The 16538-nt window shown below is 47.0% G+C and carries 16 protein-coding genes; 11 read left to right on the top strand and 5 right to left on the bottom strand.

Annotated elements, in window-relative coordinates:
- The first annotated feature begins 105 nt into the window (after positions 1–105).
- The 4 genes from ACZ5ZC_RS03725 to ACZ5ZC_RS03710 all read left to right on the top strand — a co-directional run bounded on the left by ACZ5ZC_RS03725 (position 106) and on the right by ACZ5ZC_RS03710 (position 5539).
- The gene (locus ACZ5ZC_RS03725) at positions 106–840 is read left to right on the top strand and encodes an ABC transporter ATP-binding protein (protein ID WP_464931787.1); all 735 of its coding nucleotides are present in this window, start codon (positions 106–108) and stop codon (positions 838–840) included.
- Positions 827–3337, top strand: coding sequence for an ABC transporter permease (locus ACZ5ZC_RS03720; protein WP_464931786.1), 2511 nt, complete (start codon positions 827–829; stop codon positions 3335–3337). The genes ACZ5ZC_RS03725 and ACZ5ZC_RS03720 overlap by 14 nt, the downstream gene beginning before the upstream one ends.
- Entirely contained in the window at positions 3337–4461 is a 1125-nt protein-coding gene (locus ACZ5ZC_RS03715; protein WP_464931785.1) for a lipocalin-like domain-containing protein, read from the top strand. The genes ACZ5ZC_RS03720 and ACZ5ZC_RS03715 overlap by 1 nt, the downstream gene beginning before the upstream one ends.
- A gap of 178 nt (positions 4462–4639) precedes the next feature.
- The gene (locus ACZ5ZC_RS03710) at positions 4640–5539 is read left to right on the top strand and encodes an AraC family transcriptional regulator (RefSeq protein ID WP_054866783.1); all 900 of its coding nucleotides are present in this window, start codon (positions 4640–4642) and stop codon (positions 5537–5539) included.
- Positions 5540–5598: 59 nt separating this feature from the next.
- Here ACZ5ZC_RS03710 and ohr read toward each other — a convergent pair whose 3' ends face one another.
- Positions 5599–6021, bottom strand: coding sequence for an organic hydroperoxide reductase Ohr (gene ohr / locus ACZ5ZC_RS03705; RefSeq protein ID WP_005374640.1), 423 nt, complete (start codon positions 6019–6021; stop codon positions 5599–5601).
- Between the two features lie 137 nt (positions 6022–6158).
- Between ohr and ohrR the strand changes: the two genes are divergently transcribed.
- The 4 genes from ohrR to ACZ5ZC_RS03685 all read left to right on the top strand — a co-directional run bounded on the left by ohrR (position 6159) and on the right by ACZ5ZC_RS03685 (position 10545).
- Positions 6159–6617: a transcriptional regulator OhrR gene (ohrR, locus tag ACZ5ZC_RS03700; RefSeq protein ID WP_046875668.1), complete on the top strand. Its 459-nt coding sequence runs from the start codon at positions 6159–6161 to the stop codon at positions 6615–6617.
- 303 nt (positions 6618–6920) lie between these two features.
- Positions 6921–7478, top strand: coding sequence for an alkyl hydroperoxide reductase subunit C (gene ahpC, locus ACZ5ZC_RS03695; protein ID WP_005395542.1), 558 nt, complete (start codon positions 6921–6923; stop codon positions 7476–7478).
- 157 nt (positions 7479–7635) lie between these two features.
- Positions 7636–9204, top strand: a complete 1569-nt coding sequence (ahpF, locus tag ACZ5ZC_RS03690) for an alkyl hydroperoxide reductase subunit F (RefSeq protein WP_464931784.1) — start codon at positions 7636–7638, stop codon at positions 9202–9204.
- A 921-nt stretch (positions 9205–10125) separates the two neighbouring features.
- Positions 10126–10545, top strand: a complete 420-nt coding sequence (locus ACZ5ZC_RS03685) for a VOC family protein (RefSeq protein ID WP_301575637.1) — start codon at positions 10126–10128, stop codon at positions 10543–10545.
- Positions 10546–10622: 77 nt separating this feature from the next.
- On the opposite strand, the gene ACZ5ZC_RS03680 is transcribed toward ACZ5ZC_RS03685, so the two are convergent.
- Together ACZ5ZC_RS03680 and ACZ5ZC_RS03675 are read right to left on the bottom strand one after the other, a co-directional pair.
- Positions 10623–11162 (bottom strand): CAP domain-containing protein, encoded by a 540-nt coding sequence (locus ACZ5ZC_RS03680; protein WP_395195276.1) that lies wholly within the window; start codon positions 11160–11162, stop codon positions 10623–10625.
- Positions 11163–11289: 127 nt separating this feature from the next.
- On the bottom strand, positions 11290–12246 hold the full coding sequence (locus ACZ5ZC_RS03675; RefSeq protein ID WP_464931783.1) for a LysR family transcriptional regulator: 957 nt from the start codon (positions 12244–12246) through the stop codon (positions 11290–11292).
- A 126-nt stretch (positions 12247–12372) separates the two neighbouring features.
- On the opposite strand from ACZ5ZC_RS03675, the gene ACZ5ZC_RS03670 reads away from it, so the two are divergent.
- From ACZ5ZC_RS03670 to ACZ5ZC_RS03660, 3 genes are all read left to right on the top strand, one after another.
- On the top strand, positions 12373–13059 hold the full coding sequence (locus ACZ5ZC_RS03670) for a DJ-1/PfpI family protein (protein ID WP_046875663.1): 687 nt from the start codon (positions 12373–12375) through the stop codon (positions 13057–13059).
- An 83-nt stretch (positions 13060–13142) separates the two neighbouring features.
- Positions 13143–13628, top strand: coding sequence for a sigma-70 family RNA polymerase sigma factor (locus ACZ5ZC_RS03665; RefSeq protein WP_054866864.1), 486 nt, complete (start codon positions 13143–13145; stop codon positions 13626–13628).
- A 168-nt stretch (positions 13629–13796) separates the two neighbouring features.
- Complete coding sequence (locus tag ACZ5ZC_RS03660) at positions 13797–14492, top strand: VC0807 family protein (RefSeq protein WP_046875662.1); 696 nt, start codon at positions 13797–13799, stop codon at positions 14490–14492.
- A gap of 72 nt (positions 14493–14564) precedes the next feature.
- Here ACZ5ZC_RS03660 and ACZ5ZC_RS03655 read toward each other — a convergent pair whose 3' ends face one another.
- Positions 14565–15557 (bottom strand): zinc-dependent alcohol dehydrogenase family protein, encoded by a 993-nt coding sequence (locus ACZ5ZC_RS03655; protein WP_395196914.1) that lies wholly within the window; start codon positions 15555–15557, stop codon positions 14565–14567.
- A gap of 88 nt (positions 15558–15645) precedes the next feature.
- Positions 15646–16461, bottom strand: coding sequence for an AraC family transcriptional regulator (locus tag ACZ5ZC_RS03650; protein WP_085342603.1), 816 nt, complete (start codon positions 16459–16461; stop codon positions 15646–15648).
- Positions 16462–16538: the final 77 nt, after the last annotated feature.

Raw genomic sequence — 16538 nt, 5'->3', positions numbered from 1 at the left:
ATGTAAATCGCTGTTTTTATCTGATTGTTGGCTAAAGTTTCTATAGAACTTACTGTAATAACCATTGCCAAAAGAAACGACACCTTTTGAATACAGGGAGAGGAAATGGAAAGCCCACTTGTCACACTCAAACACGCCAGAAAAAGCTTTGTCGATGGCAAAGAGAGCCATCGTGTGCTGGAAGGCGTCGACTTCACCCTGAATTCAGGAGCGAGTGTCGCACTGACGGGCGCAAGTGGCAGCGGCAAAAGTACCTTACTCAATGTCATCGCTGGCTTTGAGCCACTTTCCGAAGGTGAGTTGTGGTTAGATGGCGATAACACAGCGGCTTGGAAAGACCCACAATGGAGCCGCTTCCGACATCAAAAACTCGGGGTTATTTTTCAGCAATTCAACCTCTTAACACCTCTTAACGTAAAGAAAAACATCGCCTTTCCTCTCAATTTGAATCAACAGAAATGGAATGACTGGTGCGATTATCTGGTCGAAACGTTAGGCATCAGCCAGCTTCTCGACAGGCATATTTCTGCTCTTTCAGGCGGTCAACAACAACGCGTCGCGATTGCACGAGCATTGGCACACAAACCCAAACTTCTGCTTGCCGATGAACCCACAGGCAACCTTGACCAAAAAGCGGGCTTAGAAGTGATGAAACTGTTGAATGAAATCACCACCCAAGGCAATACCGCTGTGCTCTTGGTGACGCATAGCCCTGAGTGTGCCGAGTTTATGCAAACCCAATTACGTTTAAAGGATGGGCGTTTAAAGGATGGTCGTTTGCAAAGCGGACTGACGCAAAATCAGCGCGATGTAAATGAGCAACATCATGAAGCAAGCTAAGCAACCAAACACCAGATTCACTCATACTCGACTCGCCCTGAATCTGTTTGCGGCGCACTATCGGCAGGCACCACTGCAAGCCGCCGCAATTCTGATCGGTATCGTGCTGGCTGTGACCTTGTTTGTTGCAGTGCAAGCCATCAACCTCAATGCCAAGCGCAGTTATGCTGAGTCTACCGAGCAGCTTAGCGCACAAGCTCAGAACTTAATTATTCCACCAGCAGGGCAAAACTATCTGCCCGAATCGCTCTACTTCACCCTGAGACAAAACGGACTCAGTGCAGCACTACCGGTAATCGAAGGGCGAGTGAGAGACGAACAAGGGCGTCGCTGGTCAGTACAAGGTAGCGAGTTGATTGCCGCCATCTCTTCACGTTCTCGCTATTCATCAGAAAACCAGCAGAACGTATCTTTGTTCGACAGTGCTTTACCTTTACCAGAGCTTTTGGCTGGCAAGCCGATCGTGATGATGAGCCAATCTCAACATCAAAACTTAGGAGAGGTAGAAACCCTAACTTTAGACGACATTCCAACCCAAGTGGTGGTATTACCCGATGATTGGCAGTTAGGTAGCCGAATGTTGATGGACATAGGCTTCGCCCAGCAACTGCTCAATAAACAAGGACAGCTCAGTTACATTGCGGTTTTCCATTCCGGCGATAAAGGGAATAAAGACACGCAAGCAAATTGGCAAAGCATCATTGGTGAGCAAGGACAATGGATTTCCAATAATCAAAGTACAGACCTTGGCTCGCTGACCGATAGCTTTCACCTCAACCTCACGGCAATGAGCTTACTCGCGTTTTTAGTCGGGTTGTTCATCGCTTACAACGGCGTAAAGTACAGCTTGCTTAAACGCAATCGGCTGTTAGTGCAGATTCAACAGGCGGGTGTTGCGCCGAGCATTGTGTTCTCTGCGCTGTTAGTTGAACTCACTACTCTCGTTACCATCGGCGCTTCCCTCGGTTTTGTATTGGGCATGCAGCTTAGCCACTGGTTACATCCGACCGTGGCACTGACTTTAGAACAACTTTATGGCGCGACACTTCTGCCCGGAACTTGGCAGTGGCAATGGTGGGCGCAAGCACTGCTGCTCACGTTAGCCGCAACCCTGTTGGCGTGTTGGCAGCACTTTAAACAGCGAGTGCGCCAGCCGCTCTCTTCTCATGGTGGATTTTATCAAGCGCCTGAAGCCTCTAACGAAAACCAATTGTTCGTGATAGGTGCCGCGTTGACGACTCTCGCACTCGCAGGGTTATGGCTGAGTGAGCATCACCGCTTCACCATGGCATGGCTCGGCGTGCTTGTGGTGTCGATTCCTTTGTATCTACCCAAAACACTCAGCGTCTTAGCCAATTGGTGTGAAAAGCGCACCAGTTCTGGTTTGATGCAATATCTGTTTGCTGAGTTGCGCGAGCTGATTTCTCCGCTTTCTCTCGCCATGATGGCACTGCTACTCGCCGTTACAGCCAATATGGGGATGAATACCTTAGTTGGTAGCTTTGAGTCCACCTTAAAACAGTGGTTAGAACAAAGGCTACACGCCGATATTTACGTCAGCCCTGCGCAAGGAGAAATCGCAGATGTAGAGCGCGCATTAGGACAGTTCGACAAGGTTGAGACCGTCTACAAGCAATACTACGTCGACGATAACCTGCAAGGGTTACCGATTTTGCTTGGCACAAAAGACAAAGACACCTTAGAACAAACCATGGTGTTCAAATCGCACTTGGAGAACTTCTGGCAACGCTTTTACCGAGGTGAACTGGTCGCCATCAGTGAACCTACTGCGGTCAAACTGGGTTTATCACTGGGTAGCGAACTCACACTTGATGCCATTCCAAATAAGAACCTGCTTGTGGGCGCGATATTCCATGATTACGGCTCACCCAATGGTGAAGTGTTATTGGCACCAAAATTATGGCAAGAGAGCGGATTTACCGACCTGCCGACAAGCCTTGGCATTAAAGTCTCGGGGGACCCACAAATCGTCTACGAGCAACTGCGCGAGCAATTGAATCTGCATCCAAGTCAGCTCTACGATCAGGCGCAAATCAAATCCATCGCGTTGGATATTTTCTCGCAGACCTTCGCCATTACGCGCGCACTCAACAGCGTGACTTTGATGGTCGCCGTGATTGGTTTGTTCAGTGCTTGCTTCATGTTGCTTGACGCGCGCAAAGCCGCCATTGCAAGGCTGTATGCACTTGGCGTCAGCCGTCGTAAATTAATGACCATGGTGGTCGGACAGATCGTCGCTCTGGTCAGTTTTACTCTGGTTATCGCCCTACCTTTAGGAGCCATGGTGGGTTATGTGCTGACAGACATCGTCACCTTGCGCGCTTTTGGTTGGAGCTTAAATTATCTGTGGAATTGGAGTGATGCCCTCAGCATCGCGGCGATCACCATCTTGGTAGCGGTGATCGCAACCTTGATTCCGCTGTGGCGATTGGTCAGTAAGCCTGTCGTCTCCAGTTTGCAAAGCGAGGTGTTGTGATGGTTCGATTAGCAAGCAAACTTACTCTACTCATAAGCAGTCTGTTCCTGTTCGGTTGTGAAGATCCCCAACAAAAAAATATGGGCACACAAAATATGGGAGCATTGTTGGGCAATGGAGATACGCAAAGCGAGAGCAACCCATTCACACCCGTGGAAAAAGGGGTTGAACTCACCTTTCCTGCCGATCATCAAGCGCACCCAAACTTTCGTCATGAATGGTGGTACTTAACCGCTAACTTAATTGATGAAGACGGCAATCCACTTGGCGTTCAATGGACACAATTTCGCTTTGCTGCTGCGCCGCCAACGGGCGAAGATGACGTGAAGAAAACCGAATGGCAAACTCAGCAAATCTACATGGCGCACAGCGCGGTTACAACGCAAGACAAACATTATGCTGATGAAAAATGGTCACGTGACCAAGCCTCTCTAGCTGGCGTCGACACTTCGCCATTTCGGGTTTATCTCGATGATTGGCAGTGGACTTCTTCAACCACCGATCTCTTCCCTGCCACATTGAATGCAAACTCCGAACAATTTGGCTATTCGCTGACGCTTAACAGCCACGTGCCTTATCAAAAGCAAGGCGAACAAGGTTACAGCACCAAAAGTGCCGATGGCCGTGTGGCTTCCTATTACTACAGCCAACCGTTTATTGATGTCTCCGGTAAAGTCACGATCGATGGCAAAACCCATCAAGTATCCGGCAAAGGTTGGATAGACCGAGAGTGGAGCTCGCAATTCTTACTCGACTCACAACAAGGCTGGGACTGGTTTGCCCTAAGGTTGAGTGACGACACCAGTTTGGTGGTGTTCCAATTGCGGGATTCCAAAACCGGAGCAGCCAGTTACGCCAGCGCAAGGCTGATGCAGCAAGATGGTTCTGGCATCGCTATCCCACAAAAAGACATTCAGTTAGAGGCGACCAAGCAAACAGAAATCCAAGGGCGAAAGTATCCAACCCAGTGGCAAGTGTCGATTCCTAACCAGCAAGTTGATCTTACCGTTTCTGCACTCAACCCGAACGCGAAAATGCCCCTTTCTGTGCCTTATTGGGAAGGCCCTGTGCGTATTGAGGGCTCTCATTCTGGGACTGGTTATATGGAGCTGACGGGATATTAAGCGCTCTGAGCGGATTTCAATTACCGTTGAGAAGCCATCTTAAGAACCATCTCCTACCCGCAACAGAATGCATCATAATCAGAAATAAATGACTACGACGCATTTATTCGATACTAGCCTTGAATCCTTGCTTCGTTGCGGTACGCTTTGAGCAAATCAAACAAGGGTGGCCCCTCTCATGCGTGTCGATTATCACCAACGACTCGTTCCTGTTATTCGCTATCTGGAACAGCACTTTAACGCTCCTCTCAATTTGCTCGAAGTGGCAGCGCTAGCCAACCTCTCTCCCTATCACTTTCACCGTACCTTCAAGGCGGTACAAGGCGAAACATTAGCCGACTTCATTCGACGTTTACGGCTAGAGGCGGCAGCAGACGATCTTTTCAAATCAAAGCAACCAGTGCTGAACATCGCGTTAGAGTACGGTTTTTCTAGTTCGCAAAGCCTAGCTAAAGCGTTTAAGCAGCATTATGGCGTAACACCAACCGCCTTTCGCGACTGTAAAAACTACCAGCAATTTTCTGAACTCGCGCGAAACAGCAAGATTGGACACGCACTGCGCAAGAATGGAAACGAACGAACCCTAAGCGATTCATATACTGACTCTGAACTCACAACATGGAGCAACAATATGGAAACGCAAAACTTTGATAAAGCAAAATTGGCTTACATTCGCGTTAACGGCCCTTATGGCCGAGGTTATGAAGAACCATCAGGTCGCTTGTATAAATGGGCAGGAATGAAAGGTTTGGCGGGCAATACCTGTATCTTCATTTATCACGATAACCCAGAAATCACGCCAGACGAGAAGTGTCGTACTGACATCTGTCTAATGGTGCCAGAAGATACCGAAGTACCAAAAGGCATTGAGCTGCAAGACTTCCCCGGCGGTCAATATGCGGTGATGCGCCAGCAAATTACCGAATTCAGCCAATACCCTAAAGCATGGGATGATTTGATGAGCAAAGTGGTTGAATCTGGTATTGAGAACGACTGTCGACCTTGCTTCGAACTTTATCATAGCTACGATCCACAAACGCACCATGCAGACGTCAGCTTCTGCACTGCCATCAAATAATCGAAAAAAGCCTGCACGTTCGCAGGCTTTCCTTCTATTAGAAATAATGTCTAAATCGATTAGATCGCTTCGCCGTTTACTGTAACAGCAACATCAATATTGCCACGAACGGCGTTTGAGTATGGGCAAACTTGGTGTGCAATGCGCGTTAGCTCTAATGCTTGTTCTTGTGGCATATCTAGCTCTACCGCTAAGCTCACTGTTAGTGCAAAGCCGCCGTTATCGTTCGGACCAATGCCCACTTCCGCTGTTACGGGTGCACTTTTCAGGTTTACTTTACCTTCACGTGCTACGTGCAGAATAGCGTTAGAAAAACATGCTGAATAGCCCGCTGCGAAAAGCTGCTCAGGGTTAGTTGCCGCACCTGTGCCGCCCATTTCCTTCGGGTATGACAGCTCTAGATCGAGAAGACCGTCATCTGTTTTTACTTGACCATTACGACCAGCCAAAGCAGTAGCTTGAGTTTTGTATAGAGTAGTCATGCGAGTGTCCTTCTTAATTTAAGTTGTGCACAATTCAATTGCTTGCAATCTTATATCGAAGTAAAGATCGTTTGCAACTATATTGTGCACAATTTATTTTGTTACTCTCTTTCTCTGTGAGCAGGTAGGCAACGCCAATGAGCCAGTGTTACACCGACAACACCATGACCGACGACGATAAACTCTTACTCGAAAACCAAGTTTGCTTCCCGCTATACAGCGCTGCTAACGCTGTGATTCGTGCGTACCGACCGTTGTTGGACGCACTTGATCTCACCTACTCGCAGTACTTGGTAATGATGGTATTGTGGGAAAAAGATGGCACGAGCGTAAAACAGCTGGGATCACAGCTTCACCTCGATTCAGGCACGCTCACGCCGCTGCTTAAACGATTAGAAACAAAGGGCTATGTAGAACGTGGTCGCAGTGACACCGATGAGCGCGTACGCGTACTCAACCTTACAGAGCAAGGTCGTGACCTCAAAGAGCAAGCCAAGTCAGTGCCAAACGCCATGATGTGTAAAATCACGTTGGAGCTGGATGAAATGATCATGCTGAAGAAGTTGTGCGGCAAAGTGCTCGACAATCTGAACTAAAAAATAAAAGCATCCGCTTCCTCACTTCCTATTAGAAAGAGCCTGCCGAGATGCAGGTTCTTTCGATCTTAGCCGGACGATCTCTTAAAGGTCATCATCGGTATTCTCTATTACCACTCGGCCTTCATCTTCAATAAAACCTATCAAAGCAAACTCACTTACATCGGGCTTCCCTATTAATAAAGATAGGAAATGACTATCAATAGGATAGTTACAAGCGATTTTCCTTAAACACAATCCAATGCGAATATACTTTCCGAAAGCAAGAACTGCTCACCCTAAAACATTCTGAGGAAAGTAAAAATGATTAATACAAAGATCAAACCATTTGCAGCTACAGCATACAAAAACGGCGAATTCGTTGAAGTAACAGAACAAGACGTTCTAGGCAAATGGGCTGTATTCTTCTTCTACCCAGCAGACTTCACATTCGTATGTCCGACAGAACTAGGTGACCTAGCAGACCACTACGAAGAGCTACAAAAACGCGGCGTTGAAGTGTACTCAGTATCAACAGACACACACTTCACTCACAAAGCTTGGCACGATAGTTCAGAAACAATCGGCAAGATCCAGTACTACATGCTTGGCGACCAAACAGGCAACATCACAAACAACTTCGGTGTGATGCGTGAAGGCCAAGGTCTTGCAGACCGTGCAACGTTCCTAATCGACCCAGAAGGTACTATCCAAGCAATGGAAATCACTGCTGAAGGTATCGGTCGTGACGCAGAAGACCTACTACGCAAAGTGAAAGCAGCTCAGTACGTAGCAGCACACCCAGGTGAAGTTTGCCCAGCGAAATGGAAAGAAGGCGAAGAGACGCTAGCTCCTTCTCTAGACCTAGTAGGCAAAATCTAAGCCACTGAATTTAAGCTCAATTTGACATGCTAATTGACGCTTAACTTAGAGAGCATTCCAGGTTAGATACCTTGACGACCTTCTGCCTGGTTTGCTCTCTCCCTACTGATTTTATCCAGAGTAACCACTCTTTTGTTTATTTAAGGTAACAACAACTATGTTAGACCAAGCGATCCAACAACAACTCAAACAATATCTGGCTAATGTAAAAGAAGACGTTCGTCTAGTGGTTAGTCTAGATGAAAGCAAAGCATCGAATGACATTCTGTCTCTGGCGAACCAAATCGCAGAGATGAGCGACTTTATCACCGTTGAACGTGACGACAACGCAAGCGCACGTAAACCAGTGATGACGGTGACCAACCCAGTAAAAGGCACAGCACTTCGCTTTGCTGGCCTACCAATGGGTCACGAATTTACCTCTCTGGTATTGGCATTGCTGCACTCTGGTGGTCACCCAATTAAACTAGATCCAGAAGTGATTGAACAAATCGCAGCGCTAGATAAAGAATTGGATGTTGAAGTGTTCATTTCACTGTCGTGCCAAAACTGCCCAGACGTTGTTCAAGCGTTCAACATGATGGCGGCGATCAACCCGAAAGTGAAAGCAACCATGATCGACGGTGCACTATTCCAAGATGAAGTGAAACAACGCGACATCATGGCAGTACCAAGCGTATTCGTGAACGGTGAGCTATTCGGTCAAGGCCGTATGTCTTTGACTGAAATCCTAAACAAAGTAGATGACGGCGCGAACGAGAAAGCCGCCAAAGCACTGAGCGAAAAAGACCCATACGACGTGCTAGTTGTCGGCGGTGGCCCTGGTGGTAGTGCAGCAGCACTATACGCAGCGCGTAAAGGTATTCGCACTGGCGTTGTCGCTAAACGCTTCGGTGGTCAGGTGATGGACACCATGGCAATCGAGAACTTTATCTCGGTAAAACGTACTGAAGGTCCAAAACTGGCAACTGACCTAGCCGAGCACCTAAAAGAATACGACGTAGACGTCGTGACTGAGCAACAAGCTGAGAAGCTAATGGGTGCAGCACACACAGAAGATGGCTTGATTCATATCCAACTTGAAAGCGGCGCAACGCTGAAAAGTAAGAGTGTCATCCTAAGCCCTGGTGCACGCTGGCGTGAAATGAACGTTCCGGGCGAGCAAGAGTACCGCAACAAAGGCGTCGCGTACTGCCCTCACTGTGACGGTCCACTGTTCAAAGGTAAGAAAACTGCGGTTATCGGTGGTGGTAACTCAGGCATCGAAGCAGCTATCGACCTTGCTGGTATCGTAGAACACGTAACGGTTCTTGAATTCGCAGACGTACTTCGCGCAGACCAAGTGCTTATCGACAAAGCGAACTCACTACCAAACGTAGACATCATCACGATGGCGCAAACTACTGAAGTTGTGGGCGACGGTACTCGCGTAACAAGCTTGAAGTACAAAGACCGCAACACAGATGAAATCAAAGAGATTGAACTGTCAGGTATCTTTGTCCAAATCGGTCTAGTACCAAACACAGAATGGCTGAAAGATTCAGAAGTAGCGCTTTCTGAGCGCGGCGAAATTGAAGTTGGTAGCCGTGGTGAAACCAGCCTAGAAGGTGTCTTCGCAGCGGGTGACGCAACGACGGTTCCTTACAAACAGATCATCATTGCGATGGGTGAAGGTGCAAAAGCAAGCTTAGGCGCGTTTGACTACCTAATCCGTAAGCAAGGTTAATCTCCAATTTCTTGAGCACAAAGCGCACGGTGCGGTGTTTTCTTCCCCGGAAAACCAATCGGGGCACCGTGACAGCGATGAGTAACAAGAAATAAAATCAAAAAACCTAGAAGCCCAAAGACTTTGCCAGCAGATATTAACTGCTGGCTTTTTTGGTTTTTGGGGAGGGGTGTAAGTACATCCCCCAGCACTCCGTGCTTAAGGTGGCAAGTTCTACAGTCACGGATAATTCAGTTCACTCCACTAGCATCACAACGCGCTGCAAATAGATTCTGAATACTCGCTTAGGCTCCTTCAGAATGACGCTGTTCGTTAAGCGCTCTCTTCACGTCATTCCCGAGAACCTAGGTGAGACTGGGAATCTACCCACCGCAAGCTTGAACGAAAGAAATTCACACATATATACGTGAAGCATCAACGGTTAGAGGGTTCATGAGCATGATCCTTCTCTCAACCTCAAACCACCAATCCCACCTAACCTTCTCTTGTATCAAACTCTAAAGATCTCAGCACTCCGGACTAAAAGTGGGGCTGGTTCTGCAATCGCGGATAATTCAGTTCACTCCACTAGCATCACAACGCGCTGCGAATAGATTCTGAATACTCGCTTAGGCTCCTTCAGAATGACACTGTTCGTGTAGCGCTCTCTTCACGTCATTCCCGCGAACCTAGGTGAGACAGGGAATCTACTCACCACAAACTCGCTCGAAAATGATTAGCACGAACAAACAAAAGATGAAAGAGGGTTGCAAGCACCTAACCCAACTCGCAGATTCAAAGTACCACCCCACCGAATCTCTCCATGTATCAAGATCCAAAGATATCAACCCTAAAAAATTTTAAAAAAGCTCTTTACCTCAACTTAACTTGAGGTTTTAGCATGTTCATCGTTGGCTAGGAAATGACAAAAAGGAGCACATCATGATCCAACTAGAACATATTAATTTAGTCGTGAAAAACATCCCTGAAATGCTGAAGTTTTATCAAACTGCATTTCCACATTGGTACGTGCGTGATGAGGGGAAAGGCGAATGGAGTGGTAAGCCAAGAAACTGGCTACATTTTGGCGACGAGTATCAATACATTGCTATGAGTGACCACGGTGAAGGAGAGAACCGCGAGTTGGGCGGCCACCAAGTAGGGCTAGCGCATTTTGCTTATGTGACCAACAACGTCGATGCCATCATAAAAAGACTGACCGATGCCGGTTATCCGATTGCCCAACCTGGGGCTGAGGAGCCATATCGCAAGAATGTGTATTTTGTTGACCCTGCAGGTTTTGAGATCGAATTCGTTGAATACCTGACGGATGATCCAAAACTTCGTAACCTGACAAGCTAAAAGAGACGTAAATAATAAAACGCCAGCAGATGGTGACTGCTGGCGTTTTAGTTTATCTATCAGGTTTCTTTACCGCATTAGCGCTGTTTGGCAAAAACCTGCGTCCAGTAATACCCGTAGCTTGCCGAGTGATTTTCGACAAGCGACGCGCCCATCTGATCGAAATCCGAACTCATGATATTTAGGCAGTGACCTTCGCTCGATAACCAAGCATTAACGACGGCGTTAATGGAACTTTGCCCTACGGCGACATTCTCACCAATAGCGCTCCAAGCATAGCCCGTTGCGTTGACTCGATCTGACATATTGCTGCCATCGGAGCCTGTGTGACTCATGAAATCGCTGTTCGCCATGTCGCTTGAGTGTCGATAAGCGGCGCTTTCCAAAGCGTAGCTCCAAGTCAGGGCCCCAACAGGTGGCATGGTGGTTGCGCCACACTGTTGTGTAGTAGAGCGAGCGCTGTTCACCGCTGCGAGCATCTGCTCGGCAAATGTGCCTTGTGATGATGTGGAACCTGTGTTTTGTGAGCCGTTTTCTACAGGAGCTGACGACTCCCCATCGCCGCCACATGCGCTGAGAAGTAGGGCCAAAGCAGGCACTAAGATCTTAGTTGGCATTGTCTTTCCTTTATGAGTGACGAAGAGCAAACTGCGCTTGTCGATAATAACGCCCAATAACCTAACAAAAACCCATAAAAGCACCATATGGCTTGGAGTGTTTTAACCAAAGACTCACATGAAGTTTTCAATCGCCTTGGTTCGGTTGGTAAATCGGCAACGTTTCAGCCCACGTATGGAATGGCGTTTCATCCATCTCCTGTATCGATTGAGTAATAAAATCGATGAACACCCTTACTCGAGCAGGCACATATTCCCGGTTGGCATAGAGCAGATACACGCCATTTCCTGCTTGGCGCATACTCGGAAATATCGGCACTAAACGCCCCGCTTTGAGCCAGTCTCTCGCGATAAAATGAGGAATCTGAGTTAACCCTAAGCCTTCTGCGCAAAGCTCTGCCATGGATTCGCCGTCGTTTACAATAAAATTTCTCTCGGGGTTATACTCACTTGCACCGTCTGGTTCTGGCATCCGAATCGGCAACAGTTTCCCCGTTTGTTTAAAGCGAAAGCGAACCCAAGAATGGTCATTGAATACATCCGGGCCACTCGGAACACCATGCCGCGCTAAGTAATCCTTACTGCCACAAATAATAAAATCGATAGGACTCAGCTGGCGCACAATCAACTGGCTGTCCTGAACGACACCAGATCTAATCGACACATCAATCCCTTGCTCAATAATATCAACGTAGGCGTCATCGTAATGAATATCGATCGTGATGCTGGGGTAGCGGCGACAAAACTCTTTTAATAAAGGGCGAATGTAAAGGCGACCGTAGGAGACTGGCACGTTAATCTTAAGCAGCCCTGAAAGCGCATCATTGTGGCTTTTCAATGAATCCTCACACGCCGTCAGTTCGTCCAGTACAAACCTAGCGGTATTTGCGTATCGACGACCGGCTTCTGTCAGACGGATCTGTCGCGTAGAACGTTGGAAAAGCTGTATTCCCAAGTCGCTTTCAAGACGATGGATGGCCTTACTCACCGTAGAAGGGTCTGTGCCATACGCTTTGGCGGCCGCAGCAAAACTGCCACCTTCTAAAGTGGCAATAAAAAATCGTAGGGACCGTATCTTATCCATAAAACTCGTGCATTCCATTCGTGAACTTTATTCACTTTAGTAAAGACAAAGTGGCTCTTCAATCACCAATCAGCCCAAATATAATGAATCTCAATAACTTGATGCTCTGTTAGCGAGGAAAAAACAATGGGTAAAAATGGATTAAAGAATGCACTACAACTATTGATAGCGACCTTAGTTCTATTCTTTGGGATGCTTCAAACGGCACATGCGGCGGATAAACGCATTGGCATTCTGGTTTATGACGGCGTATTGACCTCTGATGTTACTGCGCCTTTAGAGGTCTTTGGTGTCGCAAGTCGGCTGACTTGGTTTAGTGATTATGAAGTGCTCACTATTTCCGTCTCTGAGCAGAAAACCATCACCACTGAAGAGGGATTAAAAATTGGTGTGGATGCTTGGATTGGCGATCAGCCGGAGCTCGACGTGCTGGTTTTAACATCCAGCTACGACATGGATGCGCTAATCGAAAACAAGGATCTCATTCACTTTATTCAAACCACATCAAAGGCGGCAGATTGGATGGCAAGTAATTGCTCTGGTGCGTATCTATTGGCCGAGGCTGGCCTGTTAAACGGTAAGAAAGCGACGACATGGGCAGGAGGTGAAAACGGATTACAAAAAGACTATCCAGCAGTTGATGTACAGGTCGACCAGAATTTTGTTGTTGATGAGGGTGTCATCACCTCAAACGGCAGCCTAGTTAGCTATCAAGCCGCCCTTAAATTGCTGCATCTCATGACTTCAGAATCTAAAGCTCAAGAAGTCGCAGACGCCCTTCAATACTCACGTTTTTCTACCCAGCCATTTTAAGCGGGCAAGAATGAAACCGCAGGTAACCTTTGAGCTTCAGAGGTTACCTTGCTACTCAGCTCTACACTTCTGATCTTAATGCTATGGAAAAACACAAACGATACGAAGCACTGACGAAGGAGCGATACCAAGATATCTATCGTCTCGCATATTGGCTATGCAAAGATCATCACCTTGCTGAAGATTTGGCGCAAGACACCTTCCTGAAAGCGTGGCGATTCTTTGATAACTTAAATGATCCCAATGCCGCGAAGCCTTGGCTCATCACCATTTTGCGTCGTGAGAATGCTCGGCGCTTTGATAAAAAGCAGTACGATTTTGTCGATATTGATGAGTGTGTAATACAGGCAAAAACCTACCCTGGCAGTGACCACGACATGGCACAAGATTGGCTTCAAAAACAAATGATGATTCTCGAACCCAAATACCGAGAGCCATTGGTCTTAAAACTCGTAGTCGGGTTTAATCATAATGAAATTGCTCAAGTATTAGAGCTTAATCACAACACCGTGGCGACTCGATTATTCAGAGCACGCAATCAGATCATTGCGCAGAGGGAGAGCGATTAAGACACAAAAAAAGTAGTCAATCATGTCAACTAACTGGCTATGCTCCGGTCTATTTCATAAGTCGTTACACAACTCGGCGCTTTAACGCTTTACATCAAGCGCGACTAGATGAACACTTCTCGTCAAAGTACAATAACAGCCGACATAGAGTAGAGTCAGTAAAACATTATGAGTAACACAACGGCGAAAAAGCCGAATCCCCTATTCGAGATTCTTTTTAACGTATTCATCCCTTCCTTTATCTTGATGAAGTTTAGCGGCGATGAACACCTAGGAACAGCAATGGCGCTGGTTGTCGCTTTGCTATTTCCTATCATTTACGGCGGTATGGACCTTGTCCGGAACAAGAAATTTAACTTTATTTCTGCACTTGGCTTTATCAGTGTTTTATTAACTGGCGGCATTGGCTTGTTAGAGCTCGATACACGTTGGTTAGCCTTGAAAGAAGCCCTGATCCCTGGCCTGATCGGTTTAGCGGTTTTGGGCTCAACGTTTACCCGCTACCCACTGATGCAGAAGTTAGTACTGAATGACACGGTATTGAATTTATCGCTGATTAACGAACGCTTGAAAGAGAACGGCCAATCAGAGGCATTTGAACGTTGTCTAATGTCATCAAACTATCTGTTTGCGAGTACTTTTGCGTTCTCATCCGCGATGAACTACTTCCTTGCGACTTGGATCGTGACCAGTCCTTCGGGCACGGCTGCCTTTAATGAAGAGTTGGGTAAGATGACGCTTTACAGTTACCCAATGATTGCCATCCCAAGTATGTTGATGATGTTCGGTATTTTTTATTACATTTGGCGTCAAGTACGTACGATGACATCGCTCGAGACAGAGCAAATTTTCCATCTAAAATAGTCCCATCATCACAAATAACCCATCAAAAAGGGAGGATTTTATCCTCCCTTTTCTCAACAGACTCACTATAATTCATAGCGTCAAAATGATTTTTCCTGACACCGCCGATGAGCGTTGCTCAACCATTTCAATCGCAGTTTGAAAATCCTCTAGAGGCAGCTCAGACGCTACATTTAACTTTATATCGTTGGCAATAAAGTGGTCTAGCATTTCAGCGAATACCGCCTTTCTCCCGCCTTTACCTACCGATTCTTCCCAATACCGCAAAAAGAAGGTGCTAAAGTCGATGTTGTTGGTCTTCACGGACTCAAAAAACACTGGCGTATAAGGCGCTAACGACAATGTTCCGTAGTTGATGTATTGGCCATTTTCTTTCAAGGTACGAATGAGATCCGTGCCAGCCTCACCGCCTATCGCATCCAAAGCGACCGTTGGTTGTGGCAGTTTGCGCGTTTGCAGTTGCGCGTGTAAGTCTTGCTTCGCGTCCAACACTGAAATCGTATCGTACGGATACTCTTCTGGCTTTGAAGTCACAGCAATCAGTGTAAAACCCAGTGAATGAGCGAGCTGGGCAAATATCTTACCGATCGCTGACCCTGCCGCATTGATGATCACCACATCCTCTTTGTTCAACTTAGCCACTTTAGTGGTGATAACCCACGCGGTTAACGCGTTGATGTACAACTGGCAGGCATAGCCGTTATCCAAAATCTCAGGTAGCGGAAAAAGATTCTCAGGCGAAGCATCTATGTAGTATTGCCAAGTACCACTCATCGCCACCAACACTTTTTGCCCAACTTGAAGGTCAGTGTGACCGACTGCACTGACTTCCACCACACGCCCAACCGCTTCAAATCCCGGCACGCGAGGTGGTACGTGAACGCGACGGTATTGCCCAACACCATGAATGGAAAGCAAGTCACTTGGGTTAATATTGGTGGCTTCCAGTCGCACCCGAACCTTGCCCTGAGCAAGCGGTTTGAGGGGCTCTTTTTCCAACGACAGCGACGTTTTTGGCTGACCAAAGCAGAATTGGTTCACTCGAGTATTCATCGTTGGTGCCATTGTTATTCATACCATGTAATTGAAATTCAAAAAGGAAGTTTCGCGACTTCTACTCAAAAGCATTAAGTGAAGTCGAAGCTCTGTGTTTCTACCTGCGCGATGCGCCGTTCACTCTAAACTGTTGTGGCGTCATATCAAAATAGGCTTTAAATGCTTTGATGTAGGATGAGTCGTTTTGATAACCCACTAGGTCTGCAATGGCTTGGATTGGCAACGATTCATCTAACAAAGAAAGCGAGTAAATCAGCCGAATTTGTTGCCGCCAAAGCAGAAATGAAGTGTTGAATTCCTTGGCGAACAACCGTGATAAAGTGCGCTCAGACGCCCCAATTTTCTCCCCCCACTCTTTTAGCGAACAGCTCAACGCGGGCTCGTCAGTCAGTTGCTCGAAAATCAGTTTTAGTCGGCGATCTTGTGGCAGTAATAACTGAAATGTCTGCACGTTGCTTTTCAAAATTTGATCATGCAACACCGCCAGCAAATGCAGCACTTCTTCATGGCTTGTCTCATTTTCACACTGTCTGCGGATCTCTTGTAAAAGCTCATTTAAAAACGGCGTTAGAGCAATGGTTCTCACTTGTGGCTCGTACATTGCGCCAAACGCAGGGTTAAGGTAAATGCCAACAAAGATCGTGTTACTCAGAGCAATCGACTCGTGTTGAACACCCGCAGGAACAAATAACGCAGAAGTGTGCGGAACCAAATGCTGATAATGCTCCGTTTGTGTTTGCAATAACCCTTTGATAGGAAAGATGATTTGATGCCAAGTGTGTTGGTGCAGCGCATCAATGTAACCTTTTGGCATGTCGATGGTTTTCACCAAAACAGGAGAATGGGGATTAGCGACCATCATCTCATTGGAGGTCATGACGCCTGACTTCGAATCAATTTGGCGAGTTAGCATTGTTGATTGTCTTTTCATCCCTATTCCGACACAAGTTCACTAGGCTATCATGCTCCGCATCGCGAATGAAGGTAAAC

It is taken from the genome of Vibrio sp. JCM 18905 (assembly GCF_055393305.1).
Note: the sequence above shows the minus strand (reverse complement) of the source record. Positions and strands in the feature narration are given on the sequence as shown.

Coding starts and splice junctions, on each gene's coding strand:
- ACZ5ZC_RS03725 (WP_464931787.1), top strand. CDS start 106: ATGGAAAGCCCACTTGTCACACTCAAACACGCCAGAAAAAGCTTTGTC.
- ACZ5ZC_RS03720 (WP_464931786.1), top strand. CDS start 827: ATGAAGCAAGCTAAGCAACCAAACACCAGATTCACTCATACTCGACTC.
- ACZ5ZC_RS03715 (WP_464931785.1), top strand. CDS start 3,337: ATGGTTCGATTAGCAAGCAAACTTACTCTACTCATAAGCAGTCTGTTC.
- ACZ5ZC_RS03710 (WP_054866783.1), top strand. CDS start 4,640: ATGCGTGTCGATTATCACCAACGACTCGTTCCTGTTATTCGCTATCTG.
- ohr (WP_005374640.1), bottom strand. CDS start 6,021: ATGACTACTCTATACAAAACTCAAGCTACTGCTTTGGCTGGTCGTAAT.
- ohrR (WP_046875668.1), top strand. CDS start 6,159: ATGAGCCAGTGTTACACCGACAACACCATGACCGACGACGATAAACTC.
- ahpC (WP_005395542.1), top strand. CDS start 6,921: ATGATTAATACAAAGATCAAACCATTTGCAGCTACAGCATACAAAAAC.
- ahpF (WP_464931784.1), top strand. CDS start 7,636: ATGTTAGACCAAGCGATCCAACAACAACTCAAACAATATCTGGCTAAT.
- ACZ5ZC_RS03685 (WP_301575637.1), top strand. CDS start 10,126: ATGATCCAACTAGAACATATTAATTTAGTCGTGAAAAACATCCCTGAA.
- ACZ5ZC_RS03680 (WP_395195276.1), bottom strand. CDS start 11,162: ATGCCAACTAAGATCTTAGTGCCTGCTTTGGCCCTACTTCTCAGCGCA.
- ACZ5ZC_RS03675 (WP_464931783.1), bottom strand. CDS start 12,246: ATGGATAAGATACGGTCCCTACGATTTTTTATTGCCACTTTAGAAGGT.
- ACZ5ZC_RS03670 (WP_046875663.1), top strand. CDS start 12,373: ATGGGTAAAAATGGATTAAAGAATGCACTACAACTATTGATAGCGACC.
- ACZ5ZC_RS03665 (WP_054866864.1), top strand. CDS start 13,143: ATGGAAAAACACAAACGATACGAAGCACTGACGAAGGAGCGATACCAA.
- ACZ5ZC_RS03660 (WP_046875662.1), top strand. CDS start 13,797: ATGAGTAACACAACGGCGAAAAAGCCGAATCCCCTATTCGAGATTCTT.
- ACZ5ZC_RS03655 (WP_395196914.1), bottom strand. CDS start 15,557: ATGGCACCAACGATGAATACTCGAGTGAACCAATTCTGCTTTGGTCAG.
- ACZ5ZC_RS03650 (WP_085342603.1), bottom strand. CDS start 16,461: ATGCTAACTCGCCAAATTGATTCGAAGTCAGGCGTCATGACCTCCAAT.